The organism is Streptomyces sp. NPDC037389 (genome assembly GCF_040636475.1).
Taxonomy (GTDB): Bacteria; Actinomycetota; Actinomycetes; order Streptomycetales; family Streptomycetaceae; genus Streptomyces; species Streptomyces hesseae.
In genome coordinates this window covers 159070-181980 of sequence record NZ_JBEZUS010000008.1, presented here as the reverse complement: position 1 = coordinate 181980, position 22911 = coordinate 159070, and the positions used below count along the sequence as shown (strand labels likewise).

28 protein-coding genes are annotated in these 22911 nt (G+C 71.5%); all 28 read left to right on the top strand.

From position 1 onward, the window contains the following. The first annotated feature begins 589 nt into the window (after positions 1 to 589). The 28 genes from AB0E98_RS19595 to AB0E98_RS19460 all read left to right on the top strand — a co-directional run bounded on the left by AB0E98_RS19595 (position 590) and on the right by AB0E98_RS19460 (position 22882). Positions 590 to 769: a hypothetical protein gene (locus AB0E98_RS19595; protein ID WP_361704057.1), complete on the top strand. Its 180-nt coding sequence runs from the start codon at positions 590 to 592 to the stop codon at positions 767 to 769. Positions 770 to 880: 111 nt separating this feature from the next. Continuing rightward, entirely contained in the window at positions 881 to 1645 is a 765-nt protein-coding gene (locus AB0E98_RS19590; protein ID WP_361704054.1) for a DUF4097 family beta strand repeat-containing protein, read from the top strand. A 14-nt stretch (positions 1646 to 1659) separates the two neighbouring features. Continuing rightward, positions 1660 to 2046, top strand: coding sequence for an RNase adapter RapZ (locus AB0E98_RS19585; protein ID WP_361704052.1), 387 nt, complete (start codon positions 1660 to 1662; stop codon positions 2044 to 2046). 112 nt (positions 2047 to 2158) lie between these two features. Beyond that, positions 2159 to 2476 carry a hypothetical protein gene (locus AB0E98_RS19580; protein WP_361704049.1) on the top strand — a complete coding sequence of 106 codons (318 nt, stop codon included), beginning with the start codon at positions 2159 to 2161 and terminating at the stop codon, positions 2474 to 2476. Next, on the top strand, positions 2473 to 2778 hold the full coding sequence (locus AB0E98_RS19575) for a hypothetical protein (RefSeq protein WP_361704047.1): 306 nt from the start codon (positions 2473 to 2475) through the stop codon (positions 2776 to 2778). Before AB0E98_RS19580 ends, AB0E98_RS19575 begins: the two co-directional genes overlap by 4 nt. An 11-nt stretch (positions 2779 to 2789) precedes the next feature. After that, positions 2790 to 3323: a DUF6303 family protein gene (locus AB0E98_RS19570; protein WP_361704044.1), complete on the top strand. Its 534-nt coding sequence runs from the start codon at positions 2790 to 2792 to the stop codon at positions 3321 to 3323. Continuing rightward, positions 3320 to 3961, top strand: coding sequence for a GGDEF domain-containing protein (locus AB0E98_RS19565; protein ID WP_361704041.1), 642 nt, complete (start codon positions 3320 to 3322; stop codon positions 3959 to 3961). Before AB0E98_RS19570 ends, AB0E98_RS19565 begins: the two co-directional genes overlap by 4 nt. Beyond that, a complete protein-coding gene (locus AB0E98_RS19560) occupies positions 3958 to 4971 on the top strand; it encodes a DUF2637 domain-containing protein (protein ID WP_361704038.1) in 1014 nt (337 codons plus the stop codon). The genes AB0E98_RS19565 and AB0E98_RS19560 overlap by 4 nt, the downstream gene beginning before the upstream one ends. A gap of 46 nt (positions 4972 to 5017) precedes the next feature. After that, complete coding sequence (locus tag AB0E98_RS19555; RefSeq protein ID WP_361704036.1) at positions 5018 to 5401, top strand: RRQRL motif-containing zinc-binding protein; 384 nt, start codon at positions 5018 to 5020, stop codon at positions 5399 to 5401. A 31-nt stretch (positions 5402 to 5432) separates the two neighbouring features. After that, positions 5433 to 5636, top strand: a complete 204-nt coding sequence (locus tag AB0E98_RS19550; RefSeq protein WP_361704033.1) for a hypothetical protein — start codon at positions 5433 to 5435, stop codon at positions 5634 to 5636. A gap of 87 nt (positions 5637 to 5723) precedes the next feature. Then, positions 5724 to 6047, top strand: coding sequence for a hypothetical protein (locus tag AB0E98_RS19545; RefSeq protein WP_361704031.1), 324 nt, complete (start codon positions 5724 to 5726; stop codon positions 6045 to 6047). Positions 6048 to 6123: 76 nt separating this feature from the next. Further along, entirely contained in the window at positions 6124 to 6321 is a 198-nt protein-coding gene (locus AB0E98_RS19540; protein WP_361704030.1) for a hypothetical protein, read from the top strand. A 1268-nt stretch (positions 6322 to 7589) separates the two neighbouring features. Next, complete coding sequence (locus AB0E98_RS19535; protein ID WP_361704028.1) at positions 7590 to 8531, top strand: hypothetical protein; 942 nt, start codon at positions 7590 to 7592, stop codon at positions 8529 to 8531. A gap of 83 nt (positions 8532 to 8614) precedes the next feature. Continuing rightward, a complete protein-coding gene (locus AB0E98_RS19530) occupies positions 8615 to 10792 on the top strand; it encodes a hypothetical protein (RefSeq protein ID WP_361704025.1) in 2178 nt (725 codons plus the stop codon). Positions 10793 to 11061: 269 nt separating this feature from the next. Next, a complete protein-coding gene (locus AB0E98_RS19525) occupies positions 11062 to 11256 on the top strand; it encodes a DUF2304 domain-containing protein (RefSeq protein WP_361704023.1) in 195 nt (64 codons plus the stop codon). 20 nt (positions 11257 to 11276) lie between these two features. Beyond that, positions 11277 to 11804 (top strand): hypothetical protein, encoded by a 528-nt coding sequence (locus tag AB0E98_RS19520; protein WP_361704020.1) that lies wholly within the window; start codon positions 11277 to 11279, stop codon positions 11802 to 11804. Between the two features lie 14 nt (positions 11805 to 11818). After that, a complete protein-coding gene (locus AB0E98_RS19515) occupies positions 11819 to 11980 on the top strand; it encodes a hypothetical protein (protein ID WP_361704017.1) in 162 nt (53 codons plus the stop codon). A gap of 13 nt (positions 11981 to 11993) precedes the next feature. Then, positions 11994 to 12458 (top strand): single-stranded DNA-binding protein, encoded by a 465-nt coding sequence (gene ssb / locus AB0E98_RS19510; protein WP_361704014.1) that lies wholly within the window; start codon positions 11994 to 11996, stop codon positions 12456 to 12458. Between the two features lie 147 nt (positions 12459 to 12605). Continuing rightward, positions 12606 to 13487, top strand: a complete 882-nt coding sequence (locus tag AB0E98_RS19505; protein ID WP_361704508.1) for a bifunctional DNA primase/polymerase — start codon at positions 12606 to 12608, stop codon at positions 13485 to 13487. 163 nt (positions 13488 to 13650) lie between these two features. Beyond that, the gene (locus tag AB0E98_RS19500) at positions 13651 to 15195 is read left to right on the top strand and encodes a YfjI family protein (RefSeq protein ID WP_361704012.1); all 1545 of its coding nucleotides are present in this window, start codon (positions 13651 to 13653) and stop codon (positions 15193 to 15195) included. Positions 15196 to 15599: 404 nt separating this feature from the next. Further along, the gene (locus AB0E98_RS19495; protein WP_361704010.1) at positions 15600 to 15815 is read left to right on the top strand and encodes a helix-turn-helix domain-containing protein; all 216 of its coding nucleotides are present in this window, start codon (positions 15600 to 15602) and stop codon (positions 15813 to 15815) included. A gap of 73 nt (positions 15816 to 15888) precedes the next feature. Beyond that, positions 15889 to 17079 carry a tyrosine-type recombinase/integrase gene (locus tag AB0E98_RS19490; protein WP_361704008.1) on the top strand — a complete coding sequence of 397 codons (1191 nt, stop codon included), beginning with the start codon at positions 15889 to 15891 and terminating at the stop codon, positions 17077 to 17079. Positions 17080 to 17264: 185 nt separating this feature from the next. Then, positions 17265 to 18875 carry an ABC transporter substrate-binding protein gene (locus tag AB0E98_RS19485; protein WP_361704006.1) on the top strand — a complete coding sequence of 537 codons (1611 nt, stop codon included), beginning with the start codon at positions 17265 to 17267 and terminating at the stop codon, positions 18873 to 18875. After that, on the top strand, positions 18872 to 19867 hold the full coding sequence (locus tag AB0E98_RS19480) for an ABC transporter permease (protein ID WP_361704003.1): 996 nt from the start codon (positions 18872 to 18874) through the stop codon (positions 19865 to 19867). The genes AB0E98_RS19485 and AB0E98_RS19480 overlap by 4 nt, the downstream gene beginning before the upstream one ends. A gap of 4 nt (positions 19868 to 19871) precedes the next feature. Beyond that, the gene (locus tag AB0E98_RS19475) at positions 19872 to 20699 is read left to right on the top strand and encodes an ABC transporter permease (RefSeq protein WP_361704001.1); all 828 of its coding nucleotides are present in this window, start codon (positions 19872 to 19874) and stop codon (positions 20697 to 20699) included. Between the two features lie 50 nt (positions 20700 to 20749). After that, complete coding sequence (locus AB0E98_RS19470) at positions 20750 to 21664, top strand: ABC transporter ATP-binding protein (protein ID WP_361704505.1); 915 nt, start codon at positions 20750 to 20752, stop codon at positions 21662 to 21664. Continuing rightward, positions 21657 to 22310 carry an ATP-binding cassette domain-containing protein gene (locus tag AB0E98_RS19465; protein WP_361703999.1) on the top strand — a complete coding sequence of 218 codons (654 nt, stop codon included), beginning with the start codon at positions 21657 to 21659 and terminating at the stop codon, positions 22308 to 22310. Before AB0E98_RS19470 ends, AB0E98_RS19465 begins: the two co-directional genes overlap by 8 nt. 32 nt (positions 22311 to 22342) lie before the next feature. Then, positions 22343 to 22882, top strand: a complete 540-nt coding sequence (locus AB0E98_RS19460) for a DUF1697 domain-containing protein (protein WP_361703997.1) — start codon at positions 22343 to 22345, stop codon at positions 22880 to 22882. The last annotated feature ends 29 nt before the right edge of the window (positions 22883 to 22911 follow it).

Sequence of the window (22911 nt, the reverse complement as noted above, 5' to 3'; positions counted from 1 at the left end):
GGCGCAAGGGGGGTTGACCGACTCTGCCTCACAGTGCACTCTGAGGCAGAGCTACTCGCGGCGCCCATCGATTCCCGGGCAAGCGGGGGCTCGTACGACCTGCTCTACCTGCACAAACGCACGTCGTTCCTTGAGCGCCACCAATAAGAGGTCACCCGGACCGGAACACGGGAGGTCAGGCAGGGACACCGTGGCCCTGGACCTACGCAGATGGGGGTTACATCCCGGACGCCGGCGAATCGCCCGCGAGGGCGGAGTGGGGCCCTTGGGCCTGAGCTTCTCGGAAGCGGCACCGCCCTGACAGGGGCCAGTGCCGCCGGGCTACCGCCGCCCGAATCAAGGCGATGCTCCAGAACCATGCCTCCGCAGCGCACTGCTGCGGCCGGCTGCCTCCCCCGCTCGACTACGAGCGGGGTTGAGGGGAGCCGGATCCCTCCAGCGCCGACCGCAGCCGCTTCGGCGGCTGACGTCGTGCCTCTGGGGCTCTAGCTCTGCCGGGCTGTGGGCCCGGTCATCAGACATGAAGGTGGGCGCGCCCCTCGCCTGGACAGCTTCCGGGCGCGCCCCGTGACCCTCGAAAGGATCGATGGTGAGCATATTCCGCTCGCACAGCGATGCCCAGAGCGAGGCCGAGCAGCTGCTGGCCGAGGCGCGTGAGGACTACCGCCGGCACAACTCCGCGGAGACGCAGGGTGCGGCACGTGAGCAGGCCGGGCACGCCCGGACCCACGGCAACGTGACCGCCGGCGGCTGGCACGGACACAAGTAGTCAGGCCACGAGCCCAGCTCAGCACCACCAGGCGAGATGGCTGCGCCCCGAAGGGGCGGTCGGCCGCCGCCGCTTCCTTTGATCGTTCTTCGACACAAGGAGTTCAAGGCAATGACTGAGCGCTTCTTCAAGGCCGAGGGCACGGGCCCGATCGTGCTGGGCCTGTCGCTGTCGCTGGGGAAGGTCCTGGTCAGTGTGGACCCGGCCGTGAGTCAGGCCGAGGTGATGCTGCACACCGACGACACCTCCGGCCCCGGTGCGGACGCGGTACTGGGAGCCCGCGTCCGGCAGGACGGACGGGTGATGTCCGTGGAGGTCCCCGAGATCACCAACGCCATGGTCGCCGGTGGCGGCGGCATGCACGTCGTGCAGAACTTCGGCACCGTGACCAGCTCGGTCGTCGGCGCCACCATCATCAACGGGCGCGTCGTCTCCGGCGGGGCGATGCCGACCATCCAGCCGCTGAAGGCGGTGGTCATCCTCCCGCCCGGTTCCTCCGTGGCCGTCGTCACGACCTCGGCTGACGCTGTGGTCGCGGGTGAGGTCGAGCGACTGGAGTTCCGGTCGGTCTCCGGCGCCATGGCGGTGGAGACCGCGCGCAGCCTGACGGTGGATACGACCTCCGGGCGCGTGCGGGCCGACCGCGTCACCAGCGAGGCGGCCATCCGGTCCGTCTCCGGCAGCACCACGATCCACTCCTACTCCGGATCCACCGCCAGCGTCACCTCCACCTCCGGGACCATCCGCGTCACGGCGACGGCGCAGGCCACCGGCTACATCCGCGCCGAGTCCGTCTCCGGCGACGTCCACGTGACCGGTGCCGATCACCTCACCGTCCACGCGCGCAGCCTCTCGGGCTACGCCCGCGCCTCCTGAAACCGGAGCCACGTGTGGACACCTCCGTACTGATCGTTTCCTTCGGCTACCTGCACGGGGAGCCGCCCGCGGCCCACATCACGATTGATCTGCGGGAACACTTCCGGGACCCGCACATCAGCCCGCAGCTGCGCTACATGACCGCCGATGACGAGCCGGTCCGCACCGCCGTGCTGAACACCCCGGGCATCACAGACCTGGTGGAGGCGGCCGTCAGCGCGGTCCGCGCTTTCGCCGCAGGCCCCAGCACGGGACCGGTGACGGTCGCCGATGGATGCGCGGGCGGCCGGCACAGGGCCCCGGTCTTCGCCCGGACCTTGGCCTCCCGGCTGCGCCAGGCCGGATTCCCCCAGGTCGACGTGCGTCACCGTGACCGGGACAAGCCCGTCGTCCAGCGCTGAACGCGCCTGCCGCACATCTGATCCGCCCCCGGGGCGGCGGCACTCCCCTGCAAGGACACACCGCCGCCCCGAGGTCTCCCCATCCCGCTTCTTTCGAAGGAGCTGTACTGCCATGAAGGCATTCATCGGCGGCCACCAGGTCGTCACGGATGACGACTTCCTGGAGCTGTCGCTGGGCACCCCGCTGGAGTTGTGGCTGGGCGTCGACGGCGAGAGCCGCGAGGAGCGTGCGGCGCGGCTGGACGCGGCCCGCGACATCCTCGCCGACCAGCCCGAACTCCTCGACACCATCGCCCGCGTCGCGGCCGAGGTCGCCGAGATGGCCGGCGCCTACGCCCCGACCCGGCTCACCACCGCGCGTCGGGGCGTGCGCGCCGCCGCCCGGGCCCGCCAGAACACCGCCGGGGACCGTACGGAGGTGGCGGCATGAGCGACTCCCTGCCCCTGGGCGAGATGGCCGTCCCGCTCCTGTACGAGCTGGCCATGACCTTCGGGCACCTTCCGGCGCCGACTGTGCGGATGAGCCCGATCTTCCCGGAGCGCCTGCACCTGGCCTTCCACGACGAGCCCGGTGCCTTCGAGGCCTGGCGCGAGGCCCTGGGCATCGAGCCCGACGCCGTGGCCTACGACACCCAGGGCGACGGCCATACCCATGTCCTCCAGACGAGCACCACCTACGCCGGCGCCGGGCTCGACCTGGTGGCCTACGCCCGCATCCCCGACCGCACGTGAGGAGGCACGCCATGACCACCCCCTCGACGTCGATCCAGTGCTTGGACGTGCCGCTGGACCAGCTCCTCGCTGAGCTGCGTGCCTGCCAGCCGCGTGTTGAACTAGCCGAGCAGCGCCACCAGTTCCTCGACCTGGACTCGCACCTGATCCGCGAGGACTACACCCGCCCCGCCCCCATCACGCGCCCGCGTGCGGTGGACCTGCCGAGGTGGAGCGTGGCGATGCTGTGCCGACGCTGCTGCGACTGGCCCGCGAAGCGAAAGAGCGAGGCGGCGGCCCGGTGGACCCTGTTCATCGGGCTCCCCGGCCATGTGGACGACTGGCCGGAGCACGTCTGGCCCGCCTGCCGCCGCAACTTCGTCCCCACCCTCGCCGAGCGCTTCGACGCGCTCACCAGCCTGGGCTGGGAGGCCGCCCCCGGAACCGACTGGGAATGGACCGAGGCGCCCGGGGCGACCGGCCACGGACACCCGGTGGTCGCCGATCTCACGGCATCCGTCTGTGTCGTCCCGCTGATGACCAGTGAGGGCGAGGTGGCGGAATGACCGGCACCCTGGCCACGGTCCTGGCCAGCGTGCCGCTGGCGGCGGGCTGGTCGCTGCACGCCTTATGGTGGCGCCACCGCATCGACCAGGCCCGCCGTGACCCGCTCACTGGCCTGCCCGGCCGCCAGGTGTTCCAGCGCCAGGCCGCCAAGCTGCTGCGGGGCCGCGGGGCGGTGGTGGTCCTGGTGGACCTCGACCGCTTCAAGGCCCTTAACGACACCTACGGCCACGGCGCGGGCGATGCGGTCCTGGCCACGTGCGCGGCGCGGCTCTCCCGCTGGGCCGAGGAGCACGGCGGGTGCGCGGCGAGGCTGGGCGGCGACGAGTTCGCCGCCGTCATCCTCGTGGGCGCCGACGGCCTGCCGGTTGCCCTCGACGCCCTGTCCGTGTCCTTGTGCCGGCCGCTGCCCTACCGCGATCACGTCCTGATGGTGGACGCATCGGTGGGGGCGTACTTCGCCGAGCTGCTGCCCGAGGCCCCGCTGGAGCGGGCGATGCGCCGGGCGGACGAAGCGATGTACACGGCGAAGCGGGCCGGTGGTGGCTGGAACATCGCCGAGACCCCCACACCCGCCATGACAACGACGAACGGACGCCGCACCGGGCGTCCCGGTACGGCGTCCGGAGGCGGCCGGTGAACGCCGTTCAGATCCGTTCAGCGGAGCGCGCACTGTCGGTCGGTACGTGGCTGATCGTCTGCGGTGCCGTGTTGTTCTCGGTCCTGACCGTTACCCCGCTGATGGCGGCGCACACGCCCGCTGACTGGTCCTGGACGGCCCCGATCCTGCCGCTGGTGGTCGATGCCGCCGTAGTGATCGTGGTCCGTCTGGACTCGGTCCTGGCCCGCCTCGGTGGCCACGGCGGGAAGTGGCCGGTGGCCTTGCGGTGGATGACCGGCACCATGACCCTCGCCCTCAACGTCGGCGAATCCGCCCTTGCCCACGACCTGGTGGGCGTGGCAGTGCACTCGGTTTCGCCCCTCCTGCTGATCGTCACGGCGGAGACCGGCCTGGCCTACCGGCGGGCCATCACCGCCGCCGTGGCCGCCCTGAACGCCCGCGAACGAGCCGAGGAAGAGGCACGGGTGAAGGCAGCCGCCGAACGAGAGGAGGCCACTGCCCGGAGGCTGCGGGAGGAACGGGAGCACCAGGCCCAGCTGGCTCGTGAACAGCGCGAGCACGAAGCCCGCCTCGCCCGCGAACAAGCCGAGCGGGACGAGAAGGCCCGGCGCGAGGAATGGGCCCGGGCTGATGCCCGCGAGCACCGCGAGCGGGAAGAGCGTGAACGCCATGAGCGTGAGCGTGAACAGCAGCAGCGCGAGCGCGAACAGCGTGAACGCGAGGCAGCCCAGCGCCGTCAGCGCGAGCTGCAAGAGCGCGCGGAACGCGAGCGCCGTGAACAGCAGGAGCGCTCTGAGCGCGCCGAGCGTGAACGGGCCGCGCTGCTGGCCGCCGGACCGGCCACCGAGAAGCTCCCCGAGGACGAGGCCCGCGCGGCTGTGCGGGCCGCGTTCGAGGCCCGCTTGCCGGTACGGGCAGCTGCGGACCTGACCCGCTGGTCCGTCGGCTGGGTCTCCCAGCGTTACCAGGAACTGCGCGACACCCCCAGCGACAACACCGCTCGCCAACTGGAAGGAGCCGCATCGTGACGGCCCGGCCCCAGGCCATGCCGGATGAGCCGGCCGATCTGCGCTGATGCCCCCGCACCAGCGCTTCTACGACCCGGCCGGCGCCCGCTACGGGATCCCGACGTACCCGTGGAGGCTGGCGCCGGAGGGCCTGGCCACCCGCCGCCAGCTCCGCGCCCGCGGGTTGCGCCCGGGCGGCCAGCCCATCGTGGCCCAGATCCTGTGGCGGTCCCGCCGGTCCGTCCACGGGCCCCGTAAGGCCTACCTGTACCGGATCGACATGGCCCGGCCGGTCCGCCCGATGACGCCCGCGAAGCACACGGCGCTGGAGCGGGCCATGGCCGCCCGCCGCACCTGCCCCGTCTGCCGGAAGGACGCCGGCTACTGCGTCCCGGCCTCGCTCGGCATGTGCGTTCCGTGTGCCTACCCCGAGGAACAGTGCACTCACTGAACAACTACCGCCCTCGCAGGGAGGGATCAGCATGTCGCAGTACCTCGAAGCCGCCGCCCAGTTGCTGAAGAAGGCCGAGACCCAGGTAACGGCCAACCTCTTCGGCAACCAGAAGGCGCAGGAGCTGCGGGCCATCGCCCGCGGCTACGCCGAGCTCGCCGCGATCGACAAGGGCCTGCTGCCCGCCGGGCTCGCCCAAGACCTCCTCGACCACCTCGCCCGCCGCTACACCTGACCTCCGCCCCGTCGTGGTGCCCGGCCCGAACGCCAGCCGGGCACCGAGACGCGGCGTGGCCCGGTCCGGGCCGGAAGGAAAACGCTCATGCACAAGCTGACGCTGCGGCACTTCGCCTTCCCCATCGCTTCGCTTATCGGGGGCGCCCTCGGCGTGGACTACGCCTACGAACTCGACGCCCACCACGTGCCGTTACTGACGATGGTTGCGTGCTGCCTGGCGATATTCGCCAGCGTCTACACGGCGGTCCGCTGGTTCGTCGAGGTCCTGTCGGCGACGACGCACAAGTGCCGGGCGGCGGGATGCGGCTTTCGCGTCCGGGTGTCCAGCACCGACCCGGGGGAGAGCCGCCGGTGGCAGGAGATCGCCGCCGCGCACCCCGTCCACGACCAGCCCCATCACCGCGTCTGATCCACCAAGCATCCACGGCCTGTGGCCCGCCGCTCCCCGAGTGCGGCGGCCCGTGTCACGTCTGGAGGTCCCGCACGTGTCGTTCTTTGAGATCTTCTCGCCGCTCAAGAGCATCAAGGCCGACCCGGACCAGTTGGTCGTCCAGGCCAGCAAGCACCTGGCCCGGGCCGCTGAGCACGAGGAGTGGGACGAGTACCCGCAGATGGCTGCCCATGCCAGCGTCGCCACCGCCAAGGTCCAGCTCGCCACCTACCTGCGCACCCACCGGAACTGAGCCGCACGACGTCGGCGCCCCGGCCCGCTTCCTAGGGCCCGGCCGGGGCGCCTTTCACCAACTCCCCCAGAAGAGGAGCTACCTCAGTGTCTGACACGACACCGACCACGTCACCACCGCCCATATCCCCGTCCCCTGACGCGGACGTCCAGGCCGTCCCGATCGAGGTCACGGTCACGCCCGCCGAGACCCCCGGCCTGGGCAAGGGTCCGGCCCGCCAGGCGGTCCGGCCGCTGCCGGCCCTGCCTGCCGCCGTGTTCGGCGCGGAAGCGCTCGCGGTCGGCGGGTCCGGCCTCTACTCCACCACCGGGCCTGTGGGGACCGCCGTGACCGCAGGCGTGGTCGCCACTGCCGGGGCAGCAGCCGCCGTCCGTGCGGCGCGCGCTCGCGCGGGTGCCCGGCGGGCCGGCCGCCGGATGGCGGGCGGCTACGGAGCAACGGCCATGGGACGGTGGGGCCGCCGCGGGCTGGCTACCGGGGGCAACGCGTGGGGCGGTCTGGCCGGAGGGCCGGGCCGCCGCCAAGGAGGCCACGGACTCCTCGGCCGGAGCCCGTACGCCCACGGGGCCGGAGTTCTGGGCGGTCGCCGTTCGCGCGGGGGGACGGCTGGGCCATCCAGCGCGGGAGCATCGTCCAGGCAAACGGGCGGTTCGGCACGGGGCGGAGGCGCCAAGCCGTCTGCGGCCGCCTCGCCGCACCGTTCATCGGCGGGTGGCTTCATCAGCGGCATGCGTGGAAGCCGCGGCTCTGCCCTGGGCCCGGGTACGTCGTCGGCCCGGCGGGGTGTTCTTGGCCGTCGCCACGGGGCCGGAAGGGCTGGAGGCGGAGCCGTGGGCCCTGGCTTGAACAGGAAGTCGCGTCCTTCGAGCGCCACGGGCCGCCGTGGATGGCTCGGCCGGGGCAAGACCGCCGGTGCCGGAAGCGGTGGCGCCCGGGGCGCTGCCGTCGGCGGGGCAGCGGACCGGGGAGCGAGGCCTTGGGGGAAGACCGGGGCGATGACCGCGGCCGCGCTCGGCCACGCTCGCCGTGCCGGGCTGGGGGCTGCCAGGGCAGGGTTCCGTGAGGCCGCGCGTGCCCGCCGGTTAGCCGGCCCGCTGTTCCGCAAGGCGTTCGCCGCGACGCGGAATGGGTTTCTCCGTGCCGCCGCCACGCCTGCGGGGCGTCTCGCCCGGGCCGTGTGGCAGAGGGCTCGGGAGCGGGCCCATGACCGGGCAGTTCGTATGGCTCGCGGGGCAGGTGCAGCGCTCGCGGCCGGACTCGGGGGCGCCTTGGCCCTGGTGCCGGGCCTGCTGTTCGGTATCGCCGCCATGGCGGCCGGAGGCGTCCTGCGGTGGGCACGGCTGGTGCCCCGAGGGGCGCTGTGGGGAATCCGGTACCTGCGCTGGGGCCCGGCCACCGCCGTACGTATCTGGGCCTGGCTGATGACCCGTACCCCGCAGGTCGCCACCGACTTTCCCGGCCCGGGCCATTCCGTCGCCGCTGCCGTGGGGAGCGGCTCCCATTTCGGAGGTCAGCACGTGAGTCAGTTCGTTCTGCACACCGAGGGCGTACGCGACGCCTACGCCCACTACGACCCGCCCTCGATGCTCTCGGTCCAGGCCGAGTACAAGGGCCTGCCCGACGGTATCGGCTCGGTGGCGCAGGCCATCTGCCAGTTGGCCATCAACTGTGCCGACAAGTACCCCGTGGACCCGGCCATCGCTGAGGTCGTCGCCCGGGTGCAGGTCCTGGTCCTGCACGCCGAGGCCAAGGCCGCCGAGGTCTACGACGTGTTCGTCAAGGAACACGAGCACGACCTGATGCGCTTCGAAGCGCCGCGCAACAACGAGCACATGTGGAACATCGCTACCCGACGCCCGGACGGGACCCTGGATTTGAGGAATTCGATGTTCTCCAGGACCTGCGAGGAAGTGCAGCACATCTACACCCGCTACGAGCCGGAATCGATGACCCACGTGGCCGCCGAGTTCGAGGGCCTGCCGACCGGGCTGGAGAACATCGCCACCGCCGTGAACTTCCTGGCCGTGAAGTCCGCCGACGAATACCCGGTGGAGAAGACCGTCGCCGAGACGGTCGCCGAGGTCCACCAGACGCTCCTGCGCGCCGCCAGCGCGGCACAGGAACTCTTCCCGCTGTTCAGGCGGCTGCACGCTCGCGACATCCGCCGCCACGAGGACCCCCGCAACGGTGAAGAGAAATGGGACGTGTAGTCCCGCCCCAGCCCGCCAGGGTCGGGTCCCGCAATGACGCGGGGCCCGGCCCTGTGCGTTCATGACTGTCAAGGAGCGCTCGCATGAGTAAGTCGCGATCCCTGGTCCTGGACTGGGGATGGTCCATCACCGCGCCGACCGCAGCCGCGATGGCGGCCGGCGGCGCCTACGACCTCGCCTCCGTCGGCGCCCTCACCGGCATGCCGCCCGGATACGCCCTACTGGCGGCCGGGGCCGGTGCGCTGGCTCAGGGCGGCGCGGACTTCTACCAGCGCCGCCCCCTGGTCCACAGCATCGCCCGGTGTGCGGCCTGGCTCGCCGCGGGCGGATGGTGCGCGCAGGCCCTGACCACCGAGGACGCCCTGACGTGGTCCTCCGCCGGGTGGTGGGGCGCCGGTACGGCCGCCGCCATGGTCCTGGCCCGTGGCCTGGTCGCCGCTGAGAAAGCCGCCGAGGGCGGGCGGGCCGCCCGGAAGCTACAGAAGTGGGCGAACGGCCAGGCCGGACAGTGGCAGCGCCGTCTGGCAGAGCTCTTCCGCCTGGAAGGCCACCGGGTCGATGGGGTCCGGCCCTGGAAAAGCAACGTCGGCTACACCGTCCGCGTCCAGATGCCCGACAGCACCCCGGACCTCCCCGTCGACGCGCCACGCAAACTCGCCGCCGCCCTACGGCTTCCCCGAGGCGGCGGGGTGCAGATCACCGACGGCATGGCCTACGGCGAAATCCAGATCAACGTCACCGAGAAGGACGTCATGGCCCAGGAACTGCCGCTTCCGGACGACACCAGCATCACCACCATCAACGACCCCATCTCCCTGGGCCTCTACACCAACGGCGAAGAGGCCGTGATGCGGCTGCTGGACGACTGCGGGCTCCTGGTCGGGCAGGTCGGATCAGGCAAGTCCAACACCATCAACGCCGCCAACGCACAGCTCTTGCGCACCAACGACTGCCTGGTGTGGCACATCGACACCACGGGCGCCGGCATCAGCATGCCGTGGCTGCGATCGTGGGCCATCGACGGCACCAGCGACGTGCCCCTGATCGACTGGGTGGCCGACACCGAAGAAGAAGCCCACATCATGCTGGACGTGGCGCTGGACGGCATCCCTGCCCGGAAGTCCGGCTACCAGGACCTCATGGCGTCCGCAAACGACGACAAGCTCCCGATCAGCTCGGCAACTCCGGCGGTCCTGATCGTCGTGGACGAGATCGCTGAGCTGCCCATGGCGCTGATGAACAAGCTCGACTCCGTGGTCAACACCGGCCGGGCCGTGCGCGTGCGTTCGCTGCTGTGCGGGCTGCGCGCCACGCAGGACACGATCACCGCCGCGATGAAGAAACAGTCCCGCAACCGCGCCGGCATGCGCGTCTCGGACCCCGAAGAGCTCCACCACCTCTTCGCCTCGGGTGGGACCCGTCTGGACCCCAAGGCCGCACCGCACCGCGGCTCGGGCTTCCTGTCCGCCCCGGACGAGAACGACGTGATCACCGACCCCCGTCCGTTCAAGGGCTACCGCATCACCCCGAAGCGGATAGACCACCTCGCCCCGCAGTTCGCGAAGCGGCGCCCCATGCCGGACGCGGTCCTCCTCGACACCGCCCCGGGCCGCTATTACGCGTCCCGCTGGGCCCGCGTCCTGCCCCGCCTCTACAGGGGCCGTGAACTCGCCGACACCACCCGCCCCTACGCCAACGTCGAGGTCCTGCGTCCGCCCCTCGACCCGGTCACCGGCCTGCCCCAGACCGGAGCCGCCCCCGCCACCAGCACGGCCGGCCCCAACCCGGCCACCACCGGCACGGGCCCCGGCGCCACCCCTCAGCCGGATGCGGGCGGCCGCCTCGGCGGCGCCGCCCTGGCCGCCTTGCTCAACTCCCGGCCCACTAGCTCCCGCACCGCCTCCGTGGACCGCGAGCAGGGGGCCGAGGCGGACAGCGGTGTGATCACGGCGGACTTCGGGCGGGTGATCGAGCAGACCGGCGGCCCCGCCGACTGGCCCGACCCGGTGCCCGAACTCCTGCGCACCGCCCACGAGACGGTAGTCGCCGCCGGCGGCCGGATGCACACCGCCGACCTCGCCGACAAACTCGGCCTCGACGCCACCGCCCTCGGCACCGAACTCGGCCGCCTCCTGCGCGCCGCAGACGTCGAACGCCCCGGCAAGGGCACCGTCCGCGCAGGTGCCACCAACGAGTCCAAGTCCGGCTACCTCGCCGAGACACTCGCCGAAGCGATCAACCACTACCGCAACACGCAGTAGTCAAAACCCGTGTGGGGGAGTCGCCCACGCCCCCCACGCTCAGCCCCCTACGCGCTGTGGGAGTCCCACACGGCTGTGGGCGGCACTGACCTGCGCGTGGTGAGCGTGGGACCCCCACAAGAGAAGACCCTCAGAGACGGCCACGGCGGCGTCAGCACGCCTCCACACGTCCTCGCCGCCGCCTGTAGGACCCCCACCTCCCACACGCCCGATTCTCGCTCTCCGTAACCCACTAGGTCCGGCGCGTCGGACCCATCCGAAGGGACGCCATGGCCTTGTCCGTCTCCGTCGTCGTTCTTCTCGCTGTCGTCACGCTCCTGCTGGTGCGCTCCGGGCAAATGCGCATCGGCCACGCCGTGGTGACCGCGCTCCTCGGGTTCTACCTCGCCCAGACCGGCATTGCCCCCGCCATCCACCGGATGGTCGTCGGCTGCGCCACCGCCCTCAGCAACCTCGCCACCTAACCGCACCGCCGGGAGCATCTATGAACACCACCCGGATCCCCCGCAACCTCGTCCTCGCCGAGCACCAGCCGGTGGCCGCCCGGCCGTTGCCGGACCCGGCCGAAGACGCCATCTACGCGGCCCGCGTCTGGGATCTCATCCGCGCCGACGAGGCCAGCCACGCACCCGCCTTCACCACCCACGCCGCCCCTCCGCCCCGGCCTCTCCCCGCCCCGCAGACGCCGCCGGTGCACGCCCCCGTCGCACTGGTCGCCCCGAGCGCGCAGCCGATCCCGGCCTGGGCGAAGACCACCGCCCTGCTGGCACCCACGATCGGCGGCGGGATCGCCGCCGCCGGATACGGGCTGTCCGCCGCCGCCCCGGGCCTGGCCGCCATGAGCCAACTCCTGTGGCCCATCGCCGCCATCGCCGCCGCCTGCCCCCTCGCCGGAGCCGCCCTCATCCGCGCTGTCCGCGGCCGCACCGCTGAAACCCAGCCCCAGCAGATCACCCAGAACATCCACGCCGGCCTCTTCGGCCGGGCCAACGGCACCATCAACCACCGCTGAAGGAAGGACTTCACGTGTCCAGCGACTTCTACTGCGACGAGTGCGCCGACTACGACTGCCCGGGCCACGAGCTGTGCGACACCTGCTCCGGCGACATCTGCAACGTATGCGACGGCTGCTACTGCCCCGGCTCGCCCTGCCCCGGCTACGTCGCCCACTACACCGGCACCGAGTGACGAGGAGATCAGCATGTCGTTCGGAGAGACCCCGATCACCGTGATCGGCAACCTGACCGGCGAACCGGAGCTGAAGTACACGACCGCCGGACAGGCGCTCGCTCGGTTCACGATCGCCTCCACGCCCCGCACCTTCGACCGCGAGAGCAACCAGTGGAAGGACGGAACGTCCACGTTCTTCCGCTGTGCGGCCTGGCGCTCCCTGGCCGAGCACATCGCCGGATCACTGCCCAAGGGCTCCCGCGTCGTCGCCTCGGGCCGCATCCGCCAGCACGACTGGCAGACGCCTGAGGGCGAGAACCGCTCCATGCTCGTCGTGGAGGTCGACGACATCGGCGCCAGCCTGCGGTTCGCCAACGTCTCGATCGAGGGCAAAGGCGCCGGCACCGCGTCCGCGACGAGCAGCGACCCGTGGACTGCCGTCACCAGCGAACCCGAGGCGGGCAGCGGCGCGAATCCCGACAAGCCCCCGTTCTAGATACGCCCGAGGCGGCGGCACTCCCCTGCAAGGACACACCGCCGCCTCGGCCTCCCCATCCCGCCCGAAGGACAGAACAGGAGAACCACAAGCATGCCCGAAGTCGGCCCCATCCCGCGATCCCGCCGGCGGCCGTTAGCCGATGGAATCCACGCGACCGGTAGCGATCACCTGCGAACCGTGCTTGCCCTAGCGGAGTCCGGTATGCCGGTGCTGCCCCTTCGAGAGGGCAAACTGCCGTTCGGGAATTGCGCGTCCTGCGCGCGCTGCGCCTGTGGCGGACGGCCCAACATGAAGACCCCGGGCCCTTGCCAGTGCCCTTCCATCTGCCACGGCTGGGCAGCCGCCAGCACCGATCCCACGGTCATCACCTCGCCTGCATGGACTCCAGCGTGGCGCCAGGCCGTAGCAGTGGCCTACCACCCCGGTGGGGCTGGACTGACCGTCGTGGACCTCGACCGCCCGGACGCCGTGATGTGGGCGCGCCGGACCCTGCCGCCGACCCGCGTCGTGCCCACAGCTCGCGGGGAGCACTGGGTCTACCTCGGGGTGATGCCGTCGGTCAACGCTGTGCAGCCCGGCGTGGACATCAAGTCCCTCATGGCCTACGCCCGCTGGCTCGGGCCCGGCACCGGCACCATGACGGACCTGCCGCCAGCCGTCCGCGCCCTCGCGGAAAAGGAAGAAACCACCCCCGCCTTCGGGAGCACGCACTGCTCGTCGCCGGAGCGCGCCGCCTGGGACGTGGCCGTCGCCACCGGCTGCCGGCACACCGAGACCTACGTCCGCACCGGCCTGGGAAAGGGCCTCGCCCTGGTACGCGCCCGTACTGAATCCGGAGCCGCCTCACAGGCGTTCGGGGTCGCTTCTTTCCTCGCCGCCCAGCACCGCCAGTGCCCCGGCCCCTGCGGGCTGGCGGCCTTGGGCCAGGAGATCGTGGACGCGGCCGTGTCCGTCGGCGTCCCCGAGTTCTACGCCCAGCGAGCAGTGGCCCGCGGACTCGGCGCCGGCGCGGAGAGTGCGGCATGACGCCCCGGGAGCGCGGGGGTGGTCTCTTCCACCTGCCCATGAACGGATCTCAAGACGCCGTACAAGCTCCGCCTCAGGTAGCCGTTGGCGCCTGGGAGGTCGTCGCCCGTCAGGGCGTCCTATCAGCTCTTCGCGTTGACCCGCAGGAAAGGAAGACAGTCGCATGACCGCCCAGCCCGAGACTGACCTGTGGGCGGGATTCGACGCTATCGCCGCCGAGGAGGTCACCGGACCGGTCTGGGACGAGCCGGTACCGCTCGGCATCCGCCCGGACCTGCCCGGCTTCCCCGTCGACGCCCTGCCCGACTGGCTGGCCGACATGGTGGCCGCGGTCGCCGAGGAGACCCAGACCCCGGCCGACCTCGCCGGATGCCTGGCCCTCGCCGTCATCGCCACCGCCGCCGGCGGCCGCGCCGTCGTCTGCGTACGGGGCCGCTGGCGCGAGCCCGTCAACCTCTACACAGCCGTCGCCCTGGACCCTGGCAACCGCAAGTCTGCTGTGTTCTCCCTGATGACCGAACCGCTCATGGCAGCGGAGAAGACGCTCATGGAGCTCTCCGGCCCCGTGCGTGCTGAGGCCGAAACCACCGCCCGCCTCGCCAAGGCGGCTGCCGACAAGGCTGCGGCCAAGGCCGCGAACGCCGACGCGAGCATGCGCGATCAGCTCACCGCCGACGCCATCGCCCTCGCCCAGGCCGCCGAGGACATCGCGGTGCCCTCCAAGCCCCAGCTCGTGGCCGACGACATCACCCCCGAGAACCTCGCCACGCTCCTCGCGGAGCAGGACGGGAGGATTTCCGTCCTCTCCCCGGAAGGCGGCATCTTCGACATCATCGCCGGACGCTACAGCGGCGCCCCCAACATGGAGGTCTTCCTCAAAGGCCACGCGGGCGACATGGTCCGGGTCAACCGCCAGGGCCGCGATGCCCAGCACATCGAACACCCCGCCGTCACCATGGGCCTGGCCGTCCAGCCTGAAGTCCTGGAATCCATCGGCCAGATCAAGGGCGCCGACGGCCGCGGGCTCCTCGCCCGCTTCCTCTACGCCCAGCCCGAATCCCTGGTCGGCAGACGCAATCTCACCCCGGACCTCATCCCCGACGACGTCGCCGACACCTACACCCGCCGCCTCGGCGGGCTGGCCATGGCCATGAACGGCTGGACGGACCCCGTCCTGCTCACCCTCACCCCCGAGGCCGACGCGGTCCTGCTCGCCTATCAGAAGGTCACCGAATCCCGGATCGGCAAGGGCGGGCCACTGGCCGCGATCGTCAAGTGGGCCAGCAAGCGCGACGGGGCCGTGGCCCGCATCGCCGGTCTCCTTCACCTGGCCACGCATCCGGAGAACGGCTGGACCCGCCCCATCGAGGCCGCCACCCTCGCCGCCGCGTCCCACCTCGGCGACTACTTCACCGCCCACGCCCAACACGTCTTCGACGCCATGGGCGCCGACCCCGCCCAGGAAGCCGCCCACCAGGTCCTCACCCACCTCCGCGACACCCGGCTGACCACGTTCACCAAGCGGGAGCTGTTCCGGCAGCTCTCCCGCGGCGACTTCCCCGCCATGAGCGACCTCGACCCCGCTCTCGCCCTGCTGGAGGAACACGGCTGGATCCGCCAGCAGCCCCCGCCTCCGCGCACCGGCCGCGGTGGCCGGCCGCCCTCCCCTCGCTACGAAACCCACCCGCGCCTCGCCCGGGGCGCCTGACAGAACCCCCGTCGGGCTGACAGAACTGACAGAACCCCTGCCGCAAGCCTCCGACCTGCGAAAACAAGCCTTGCCAAAGGCTGTGACAAAACCTCCGGAAACTCTGACAGAACCCGGCGCCTGTCCGGCCGTCCCGCGTGACAGAACCCCCCGCCAAGAGGTTCTGTCAGAGTTTCCGCGAGTTCTGTCACGACCGTCCAGAGGTGCAAAAAGGCAGGTCAAAGGCCATGCGCACCAGGTTCTGTCAGTTCTGTCACGGATCTGGGCCCAAGCGGGGCCAGCGTCCTGCGTCACCAGCCGCGAGCACGGCGCAGGATCCACCACCAGAACTTCCTCCGCCTGAGAGGTAAACCGCCCAGAGCCGCCGTCTCGGCACGCTCGCGGGACCGTGAAGGAGATCCAGCATGGAGACGCCCTCTGCCCTCTCCACCACCGAGCAACGCCTGCACAGCGTGAAGTCCGCTTCCCGGATCCTCAACATCGGATCCACCCGCGCCTACGAAGAGATCCGTCGCGGTCGGCTGCGCACCGTCCGGAGTGGTCGTCGTCGGCTCGTGCCGACGGAGTACATCGAGGAGTACATCGAGCTCCTCAAGAACGAAGCCGCCTCGGCCGCCTGATCGGATCCTGACAAAGCCCACGGGGCCGCACCAGACGATGGTGCGGCCCCGCCTCGTTCCGAAGGACAACTGTATGACGGAGAAGCCTCGCCGTTCTCACAAGGCAGGAAACGGCGACGACTCGATCTACTGGGACAAGTCCAAGAGCCGCTACATCGGCGCGATATCACTCGGATTCACCTCTACCGGCAAGCGGATCCGCCCCACGGTCTCGGGCAAGACCAAGACGGAAGTACGCCAGAAGCTCCGGGACCTGAAGAAAGAGCTAGAGGCCGATGTCAGGCCGTCCGCCAACTACACCGTCGGGCAAGCGGTCGAGGCATGGTTCGCGAGAGGGCTCAAGGGCCGGGACCCAAACACCGTGAAGACCTACCGGAGCCTCGCCGACAACCACATCATCCCGGATCTCGACAAGGCCAAGCTGCGCGGGTTGGCGGTGGATGACCTGGACGAATGGCTGGATCGAAAGGCCGAGGTACTGGCCGATCGGTCGCTGGAGATCCTCATATCGATTCTGCGTCGCTCGATCCGGCACGCTCAGCGCAACAAGAAAGTCGTGGCGAACGTCGCCGAGCTCGTCGAGCTCCCCAAGGGGCGGCCCGGCCGGCCGAGTAAGTCCCTCAGCCTTGAGCAGGCGGTGTCGGTTCTCCGCACCGGGCGCGGTAGCTGGATTCACGCCTATGTGGTGCTCGCGCTTCTCGTCGGCGTCCGGACCGAGGAGGAGCGGCCGCTGCTATGGCGGCACGTGCACCTCTCCGACACGGATGAGGATCGCCCGCACATCGACGTCTGGCGTTCCGTGCGGCGACACGGTGACACCAAGACGAGGAAGAGCCGCAGGTCGCTCCTTATGCCGCGGTTCGCCGCGTCGGTCATGGTGGATCTCAAGCGGGAGCAGATGCGGAACCACAAAGGGGAATGGACTGACGACGCTCTCGTCTTCCCCAGCACAACGGGAAAGCAGCGGGACGCCTGGGATGTCCTCCGCCGCTTCCGCTCCCTCCTGAACGACGCCGGCTTCGAGGAGCCGAAAGCGTGGACCCCGCGAGAGTTACGGACCAGCTTCGTTTCCCTGCTGTCCGACCACGGCATACCCATCGAAGACATCGCCCGCATCGTCGGGCACAGCGGCAGTGCCACGACGGAGATGGTCTACCGCAAGCAACTGCGACCGGTCATCACTGCGGGGGCGGAAGCCATGGACGAGATCTTCGCGGACGTTCTGGACGCCCTCGCCACGGAGGACGACATCGAGGAGGAGTAAGCGAACGCCAGAACCCGTACGCCAGCCCGGTGGCTCCCCATATGGCTCCCCCGGGCTGGCGCAGCCGAGGCCTACTGGCCCTCTGACGTGCCCAAACATGCCCCCGGATCATGCCCAGTCCTTTGCCACTGCTTTAATTGCACTTTGTTCGCAATAGCAATAGATCTTGAGTAAGAGGTGTGGGCATGACGGCCCGGTCCATACGGGGAGTGGCCGCCACGGCCATGGCAGGCGTCCTCGCGACAGGCGCGGTGGCCTGTTCGACACCCGGCGGCGGTGGGGCCGGGGGTGGTGAGGACTCCCTCGTCGTCGGTCTCGCCAACGAGCCCGAGACGCTCAGTCCGCTCCTCGGCTACGGCAAGGACGGCAACTCCAAGATCTTCGACGGGCTGCTCCGCCGCGACTCCGCCATGAAGCTGGAACCGGCCCTGGCCGCCGAGCTGCCGAAGGTCACCGACGACGGGCGGACGTACACGTACAAGCTCCGCAAGGGCGTGACGTTCAGCGACGGCAAGCCGTTCTCCGCCCAGGACGTGGTCTTCACCTACCGGACCATCCTCGACGAGAAGACGAACAACGCCGCCAAGGGCGAGCTCGCCGCGATCGACAAGGTCACCGCCGCCGGTGACGACACCGTCGTCTTCGCGCTCAAGTACCCCTACGCGCCCTTCGCCGAACGGACCGTCCTGCCGATCGTGCCCGAGCACGCGGCCAAGGGGCAGGACGTCAACACCGGCTCGTTCAACACGGCGCCCGTCGGCACCGGGCCGTACGTCCTCACCGGCTGGCGCAAGGGCGAGAAGCTGACCTTCAAGGCCAACCCCGCCTACTGGGGCGGCGAGCCGAAGGTCAGGAAGCTCACCATGGCGATCATCAAGGACGACGACGTGCGCGCCACCCGGCTGCGCTCCGGCGACCTCGACGGCGCGATCCTGCCGCCGAACCTGGTCAAGGGCTTCAAGGGCGACAAGTCCAAGGTCACCCTCACCGCCCGGACCACCGACTTCCGCGGCGTGACGCTGCCGACCGCGAACAAGGTCACCGGCGATCCCGCCGTGCGCCGCGCCCTCGATCTCGCCGTCGACCGCGACGCCATGGTCGACAAGCTGCTGGAGGGCGCGGGCCGGGCCGGTTACGGGCCCGTCCCCACCGACAGCGAGTGGTTCGCGAAGGGCACCGAGCGGCCGCACGACCTGGACAGGGCGAAGAAGCTGCTGGACGACGCGGGCTGGAAGCCCGGCGGCGACGGCGTCCGGGAGAAGGACGGACAGCGCGCCGCCTTCGCCCTCTGGTTCCCCGCCGGTGACAAGCTCCGCGAGGAGCACGCCCTGGCCTTCGCCTCGGACGCCAAGAAGGCGGGCGTCGACGTCAAGGTGCAGAGCGGCACCTGGGAGGTCATCGAGCCGCGGATGAAGGACGACGCGGTCCTCGCCGGCGGCGGCAACCCCGCCGACCCCGACTTCGACCTCTACAACCTGCTCCACTCCTCCCTCGCCCTCGACGGCTTCAACAACATGGCCGCCTACAACGACCCCGCCGTCGACAAGGCCCTGGAGGAGGGTCGGCGCGGCGGTGACAAGGCCGCCCGCAAGGCCGCCTACGACGCGGTGCAGCGCGGTCTCGCCGACAACCCCGGCTATGTCTTCCTCACCCACGTCGACCACCTCTACGTGATGAACGGCGACCGCAAGGGCCTCACCACCCAGGTCGAGCCGCACGACCACGGCCTGGGCGCCGGCCCGTGGTGGAACGTCGAGGACTGGCAGCCGAAGAAGCCGAAGCAGCCGAAGAAGTGACCGCCCGGCTTCCCTGGGGGCCGATGGCCCGCATGGCGGGGCGGCGGCTGCTGGCCGCCGTCCCCCTGCTCGCCGTCGTGACCTTCGGGGTCTTCGCCCTCGCCGCGTCCTCGCCCTTCGACCCGGCCAAGGCCTACGCCGGATCCGCCGGGCTCGGCGCCGGGCGGGACGTACTGGACCAGCTGCGCGCGAACCTCGGCGCCGACGAGCCGTTCGTCACCCGCTGGTGGGACTGGCTGTGTGCCGCGCTCACCGGCGACCTCGGCGAGTCGACGGCGCTGCGCCAGCCCGTTTCCCAGATCATCGGGGAGCGCGTCGGGTGGTCCGTGTTGTTGTGCGGCGTCGCCTTCGTCCTGGCCGTGACCATGGGTACGGCTTTGGGCGTCCTCGCCGCCCGGCGGCGCGGCGGGTGGCTCGACCGGGCCGTCACCGGGCTCGCCTACACGCTGGAGGCGGCGCCGCCGTTCTGGCTGGGGCTGCTCGCCGTCTGGTTCTTCTCCGTCAAGCTCGGCGCGCTGCCGGCCGGCGGTCTCACCGACACCGGCACCGACGTCGCCACGGCCGGCCAGGTCGCCTCGCACCTCGTGCTGCCGGCGGCCGTCCTGGCCGCCACCCAGTTGCCGTGGTTCGTGCTGTACGTGCGCCAGGGCGTCGGGGACGCGCTGGCGGAGGACCCCGTGCGCGGCGCCCGTGCCCGCGGGCTGAACGAGCGGACGGTCCTGCTCGGCCACGCCCTGCGGTCCGGGCTGCTGCCCGTCCTCACCCTGATCGGTTCCCGGGTGCCCGAACTCATCACCGGCGCGCTGCTGGTGGAGACCGTCTTCAGCTGGCCGGGCATCGCCTCGGCGATGGTCGAGGCGGCCACCAAGGTCGACTTCCCGCTGCTCGCCGCCCTGACCGTGCTCGCCACGGCGGCCGTGCTGGTGGGCAATCTCCTGGCCGACCTGCTGTACGGGCTGGTCGATCCGAGGGTGGCCCATGAGGAAATGTAACGTGATGGGTGGCGGCAGATGGGCCCTGCGGGTCCCGGCCGCCGTCATGGCTGCCGTCGTCCTCGCCGTGCTGGTCGTCCCGCTCGTCGTGCCGCTGGACGAGCAGGCCGTCGACCTCGGCGCGAAGCTGCTGCCGCCGGGCCCGGCGCACCCCTTCGGCACCGACGAGGTCGGCCGGGACCTGCTGCTGCGCTGTGTGTACGGGCTGCGCGTCTCGCTGCTCGTCGGCGTGGTGGCAGCGCTCGTCGCGACCGTCGTGGGCACGGCCGCCGGGGCGCTCGCGGGCGCGCTCGGCGGCCGGACCGACCGGCTGCTGATGCGGCTCGTCGACCTCTTCTCGTCCGTGCCGCACCTGCTGCTCGGCATCTTCGTCGTCGCCCTGTTCCGGCCCGGGATCTGGCCGGTGGTCGCCTCGGTGGCGGTCACCCACTGGCTGTCGACGGCGCGCGTCGTACGGGCCGAGGTGCTGTCGCTGCGCACCCGGCCGTACATCGACGCGGCCGTCTCCGGTGGCGCGTCCCGCCTGCGCGTGACCGTACGGCACCTGCTGCCGGGGGTGCTGCCGCAGGCGGGGCTCGCGGCGGTCCTGATGGTGCCGCACGCGATCTGGCACGAGTCGGCGCTGTCCTTCCTGGGCCTGGGCCTGCCCACTCACCGGGCGAGCCTGGGCAACATGGTCAACAGCGCCCGGGGCTCGCTGCTGGCGGGCGACTGGTGGCCCACGCTCTTCCCCGGCCTGTTCATCATCGTCCCCACCCTCGCCCTCGCGGGCCTGGCCGGCGCCTGGCGCGCGCGGCGGAGCCCCCGGCACCGATCGGAGCTGACCCTGTGAGGGTGGAACAGCCCGTGCTGTCCGTACGGGGGCTGACCGTACGGTTCCGGATGCCCGGCGGCCGGCACGTCGCCGCCGTCAGCGACGCCTCGTTCGAGCTGGGTGGCGGGGAATGCCTCGCCCTCGTGGGCGAGAGCGGCTGCGGCAAGTCCGTCCTGGCCTCGGCGCTGCTCGGGCTGCTGCCCGGCAACGCCGAGACGTCCGGGGAAGCGCGCCTGGGCGACGGCCTGGAGTTGCTCTCCGCCGACGAGCGGACGCTGGCCCGTACCGTCCGGGGCCGCCGCGTCGGGCTCGTGCCGCAGAGCCCGGCCGCGCACCTCACGCCCGTACGGACCGTTCGCTCGCAACTGGCGGAGACCGTGCGGGAGCTGACCGGCGCGCGAAGGGCCGCGCTGGCGGAGGCCGTGGAGGCGGCCGCCGCGCGGGCGGCGTTCCCGGCCGGTCACCTCGACCGGTATCCGCACCAGCTCTCCGGCGGCCTGGCGCAGCGCGCGGCCACCGCGCTCGCGCTCGTCGGCGACGCGCCGTTGCTGCTGGCCGACGAGCCGACCACCGGCCTGGACCGTGAGCTCGTCGACCGCACGGCCGACGAACTGCGCCGCCACGCGGACGCGGGCCACGCGCTGCTGATGATCACGCATGATCTCGCGGCGGCCGAGCGGATCGCCGACCGCGTGGCCGTGATGTACGCGGGCCGTATCGTCGAGATCGCGGACGCGGCCGTGTTCTTCGGCGCCGCCGGGCCCCGGCACCCGTATGCGCGGAGGCTGCTGGACGCGCTGCCCGAGCGGGCGTTCACCCCCATTCCGGGCATGCCGCCGGAGCTCGGCGCGCTGCCGGCGGGCTGCGCGTTCGCAGCGCGCTGCGCGACGCCGACGGCGGTGTGCGAGGCCGTACCGGCGCTGGCCGGCGGGGTGGCCTGCCACCATCCGCACCCGGCCGCCGAGGAGGCCCCCTGTGCTTGAGCTGCGCGGCATCACCGCCGGCTACGTCCCGCGCGAGCCCGTCGTCCGTGATGTGTCGCTGACCATCGGCGACGGCGAGGCCGTGGGTCTGCTCGGCCCGAGCGGCTGCGGCAAGTCCACGCTGGCGCGCGTGGCCGCGCTGCTGCACCGGCCGGACGCCGGGAGCCTCGTCATCGACGGCGAGCCCGCCCGCGGCTGGCGGCACGGCGCGCCGCGCGAGCAGCGCACCGCGTTCGGGGTCGTCTTCCAGCAGCCCCGGCAGTCGGCCGATCCCCGGCTGCGGCTCCGCGACCTGATCGCCGAGCCGCTGCGGGCGACGGGCCGCCGCCGTGCCGAGGCCGACGTCCGGGTGGGCGAGCTGGCGCCGGTCGTCGGCCTGTCGGACGAGCTCCTGGCACGCCGCCCGCACGAGGTGAGCGACGGGCAGCTCCAGCGGGCGTGCGTGGCGCGGGCGCTGGTGCTGCGGCCGCGGTGGCTGATCTGCGACGAGATGACGGCGATGCTGGACGCGTCGACGACGGCGGCGTTGGTCGGGGTCGTGGAGGCGTACCGGCGGAAGAGCGGGGCGGGGCTTCTCGCCGTCGGGCATGACGCGGTGCTGCTGGAGCGGTGGTGCGACCGGACGGTGCGGTGGGAGCGCTCCTGACCTCTGTCAGTGCGTCCCCTTATGGTGACCGCGTGACAACGTATGTGGCGCTACTGCGCGGTATCAACGTCGGTGGCAAGAAACGCGTCCCCATGCGGACCTTGCGGGAGCTGCTGGCCGGAATGGGGTGCGAGGCCGTCCGTACCCATCTCAACAGCGGCAACGCCGTCTTCACCCACGCCGGGGCCGACGAGGGGACACTGGCCGCGCGGCTGGAGGAGGCCGTCGAGCGGGAGCTGGGGTTCTCCGTGACCTGTCTCGTGCGCGAGGCGGGTGAGATACGCCGTGTCGTCGACGCCAATCCGTTCGCCGGGCAGGAAGTCGACCCCTCGCGGTTCCTGGTGACCTTCCTCGCCGGCCCGGCCGACCCGGCCACGGTCGCGGATCTCGACCCGGCGGAGTACGCGCCCGAGGCGTTCGCGCTGGGCGAGCGCGAGCTGTATCTGCACTGCGCGAACGGCATCCGGGACTCGCGGCTCGCGAAGGTCCTCACCGAGCGGAGGCTGGGCACGGCGGGCACGGCGCGCAACTGGAACACCGTCACAAGACTGGCGGACATGGCCGGGGAGTGACCGCCGCGCTCAGCCGGATACCGGCTCCG

What these genes read in the sequence shown, in the direction of transcription:
- ssb (WP_361704014.1), top strand. Translation starts at nt 11,994, where the DNA reads ATGTCGTTCGGAGAGACCCCGATCACCGTGATCGGCAACCTGACCGGC.
- AB0E98_RS19545 (WP_361704031.1), top strand. Translation starts at nt 5,724, where the DNA reads ATGCACAAGCTGACGCTGCGGCACTTCGCCTTCCCCATCGCTTCGCTT.
- AB0E98_RS19530 (WP_361704025.1), top strand. Translation starts at nt 8,615, where the DNA reads ATGAGTAAGTCGCGATCCCTGGTCCTGGACTGGGGATGGTCCATCACC.
- AB0E98_RS19590 (WP_361704054.1), top strand. Translation starts at nt 881, where the DNA reads ATGACTGAGCGCTTCTTCAAGGCCGAGGGCACGGGCCCGATCGTGCTG.
- AB0E98_RS19495 (WP_361704010.1), top strand. Translation starts at nt 15,600, where the DNA reads ATGGAGACGCCCTCTGCCCTCTCCACCACCGAGCAACGCCTGCACAGC.
- AB0E98_RS19490 (WP_361704008.1), top strand. Translation starts at nt 15,889, where the DNA reads ATGACGGAGAAGCCTCGCCGTTCTCACAAGGCAGGAAACGGCGACGAC.
- AB0E98_RS19520 (WP_361704020.1), top strand. Translation starts at nt 11,277, where the DNA reads ATGAACACCACCCGGATCCCCCGCAACCTCGTCCTCGCCGAGCACCAG.
- AB0E98_RS19575 (WP_361704047.1), top strand. Translation starts at nt 2,473, where the DNA reads ATGAGCGACTCCCTGCCCCTGGGCGAGATGGCCGTCCCGCTCCTGTAC.
- AB0E98_RS19580 (WP_361704049.1), top strand. Translation starts at nt 2,159, where the DNA reads ATGAAGGCATTCATCGGCGGCCACCAGGTCGTCACGGATGACGACTTC.
- AB0E98_RS19475 (WP_361704001.1), top strand. Translation starts at nt 19,872, where the DNA reads ATGGGTGGCGGCAGATGGGCCCTGCGGGTCCCGGCCGCCGTCATGGCT.
- AB0E98_RS19525 (WP_361704023.1), top strand. Translation starts at nt 11,062, where the DNA reads ATGGCCTTGTCCGTCTCCGTCGTCGTTCTTCTCGCTGTCGTCACGCTC.
- AB0E98_RS19470 (WP_361704505.1), top strand. Translation starts at nt 20,750, where the DNA reads ATGCCCGGCGGCCGGCACGTCGCCGCCGTCAGCGACGCCTCGTTCGAG.
- AB0E98_RS19550 (WP_361704033.1), top strand. Translation starts at nt 5,433, where the DNA reads ATGTCGCAGTACCTCGAAGCCGCCGCCCAGTTGCTGAAGAAGGCCGAG.
- AB0E98_RS19500 (WP_361704012.1), top strand. Translation starts at nt 13,651, where the DNA reads ATGACCGCCCAGCCCGAGACTGACCTGTGGGCGGGATTCGACGCTATC.
- AB0E98_RS19555 (WP_361704036.1), top strand. Translation starts at nt 5,018, where the DNA reads ATGCCCCCGCACCAGCGCTTCTACGACCCGGCCGGCGCCCGCTACGGG.
- AB0E98_RS19570 (WP_361704044.1), top strand. Translation starts at nt 2,790, where the DNA reads ATGACCACCCCCTCGACGTCGATCCAGTGCTTGGACGTGCCGCTGGAC.
- AB0E98_RS19485 (WP_361704006.1), top strand. Translation starts at nt 17,265, where the DNA reads ATGACGGCCCGGTCCATACGGGGAGTGGCCGCCACGGCCATGGCAGGC.
- AB0E98_RS19565 (WP_361704041.1), top strand. Translation starts at nt 3,320, where the DNA reads ATGACCGGCACCCTGGCCACGGTCCTGGCCAGCGTGCCGCTGGCGGCG.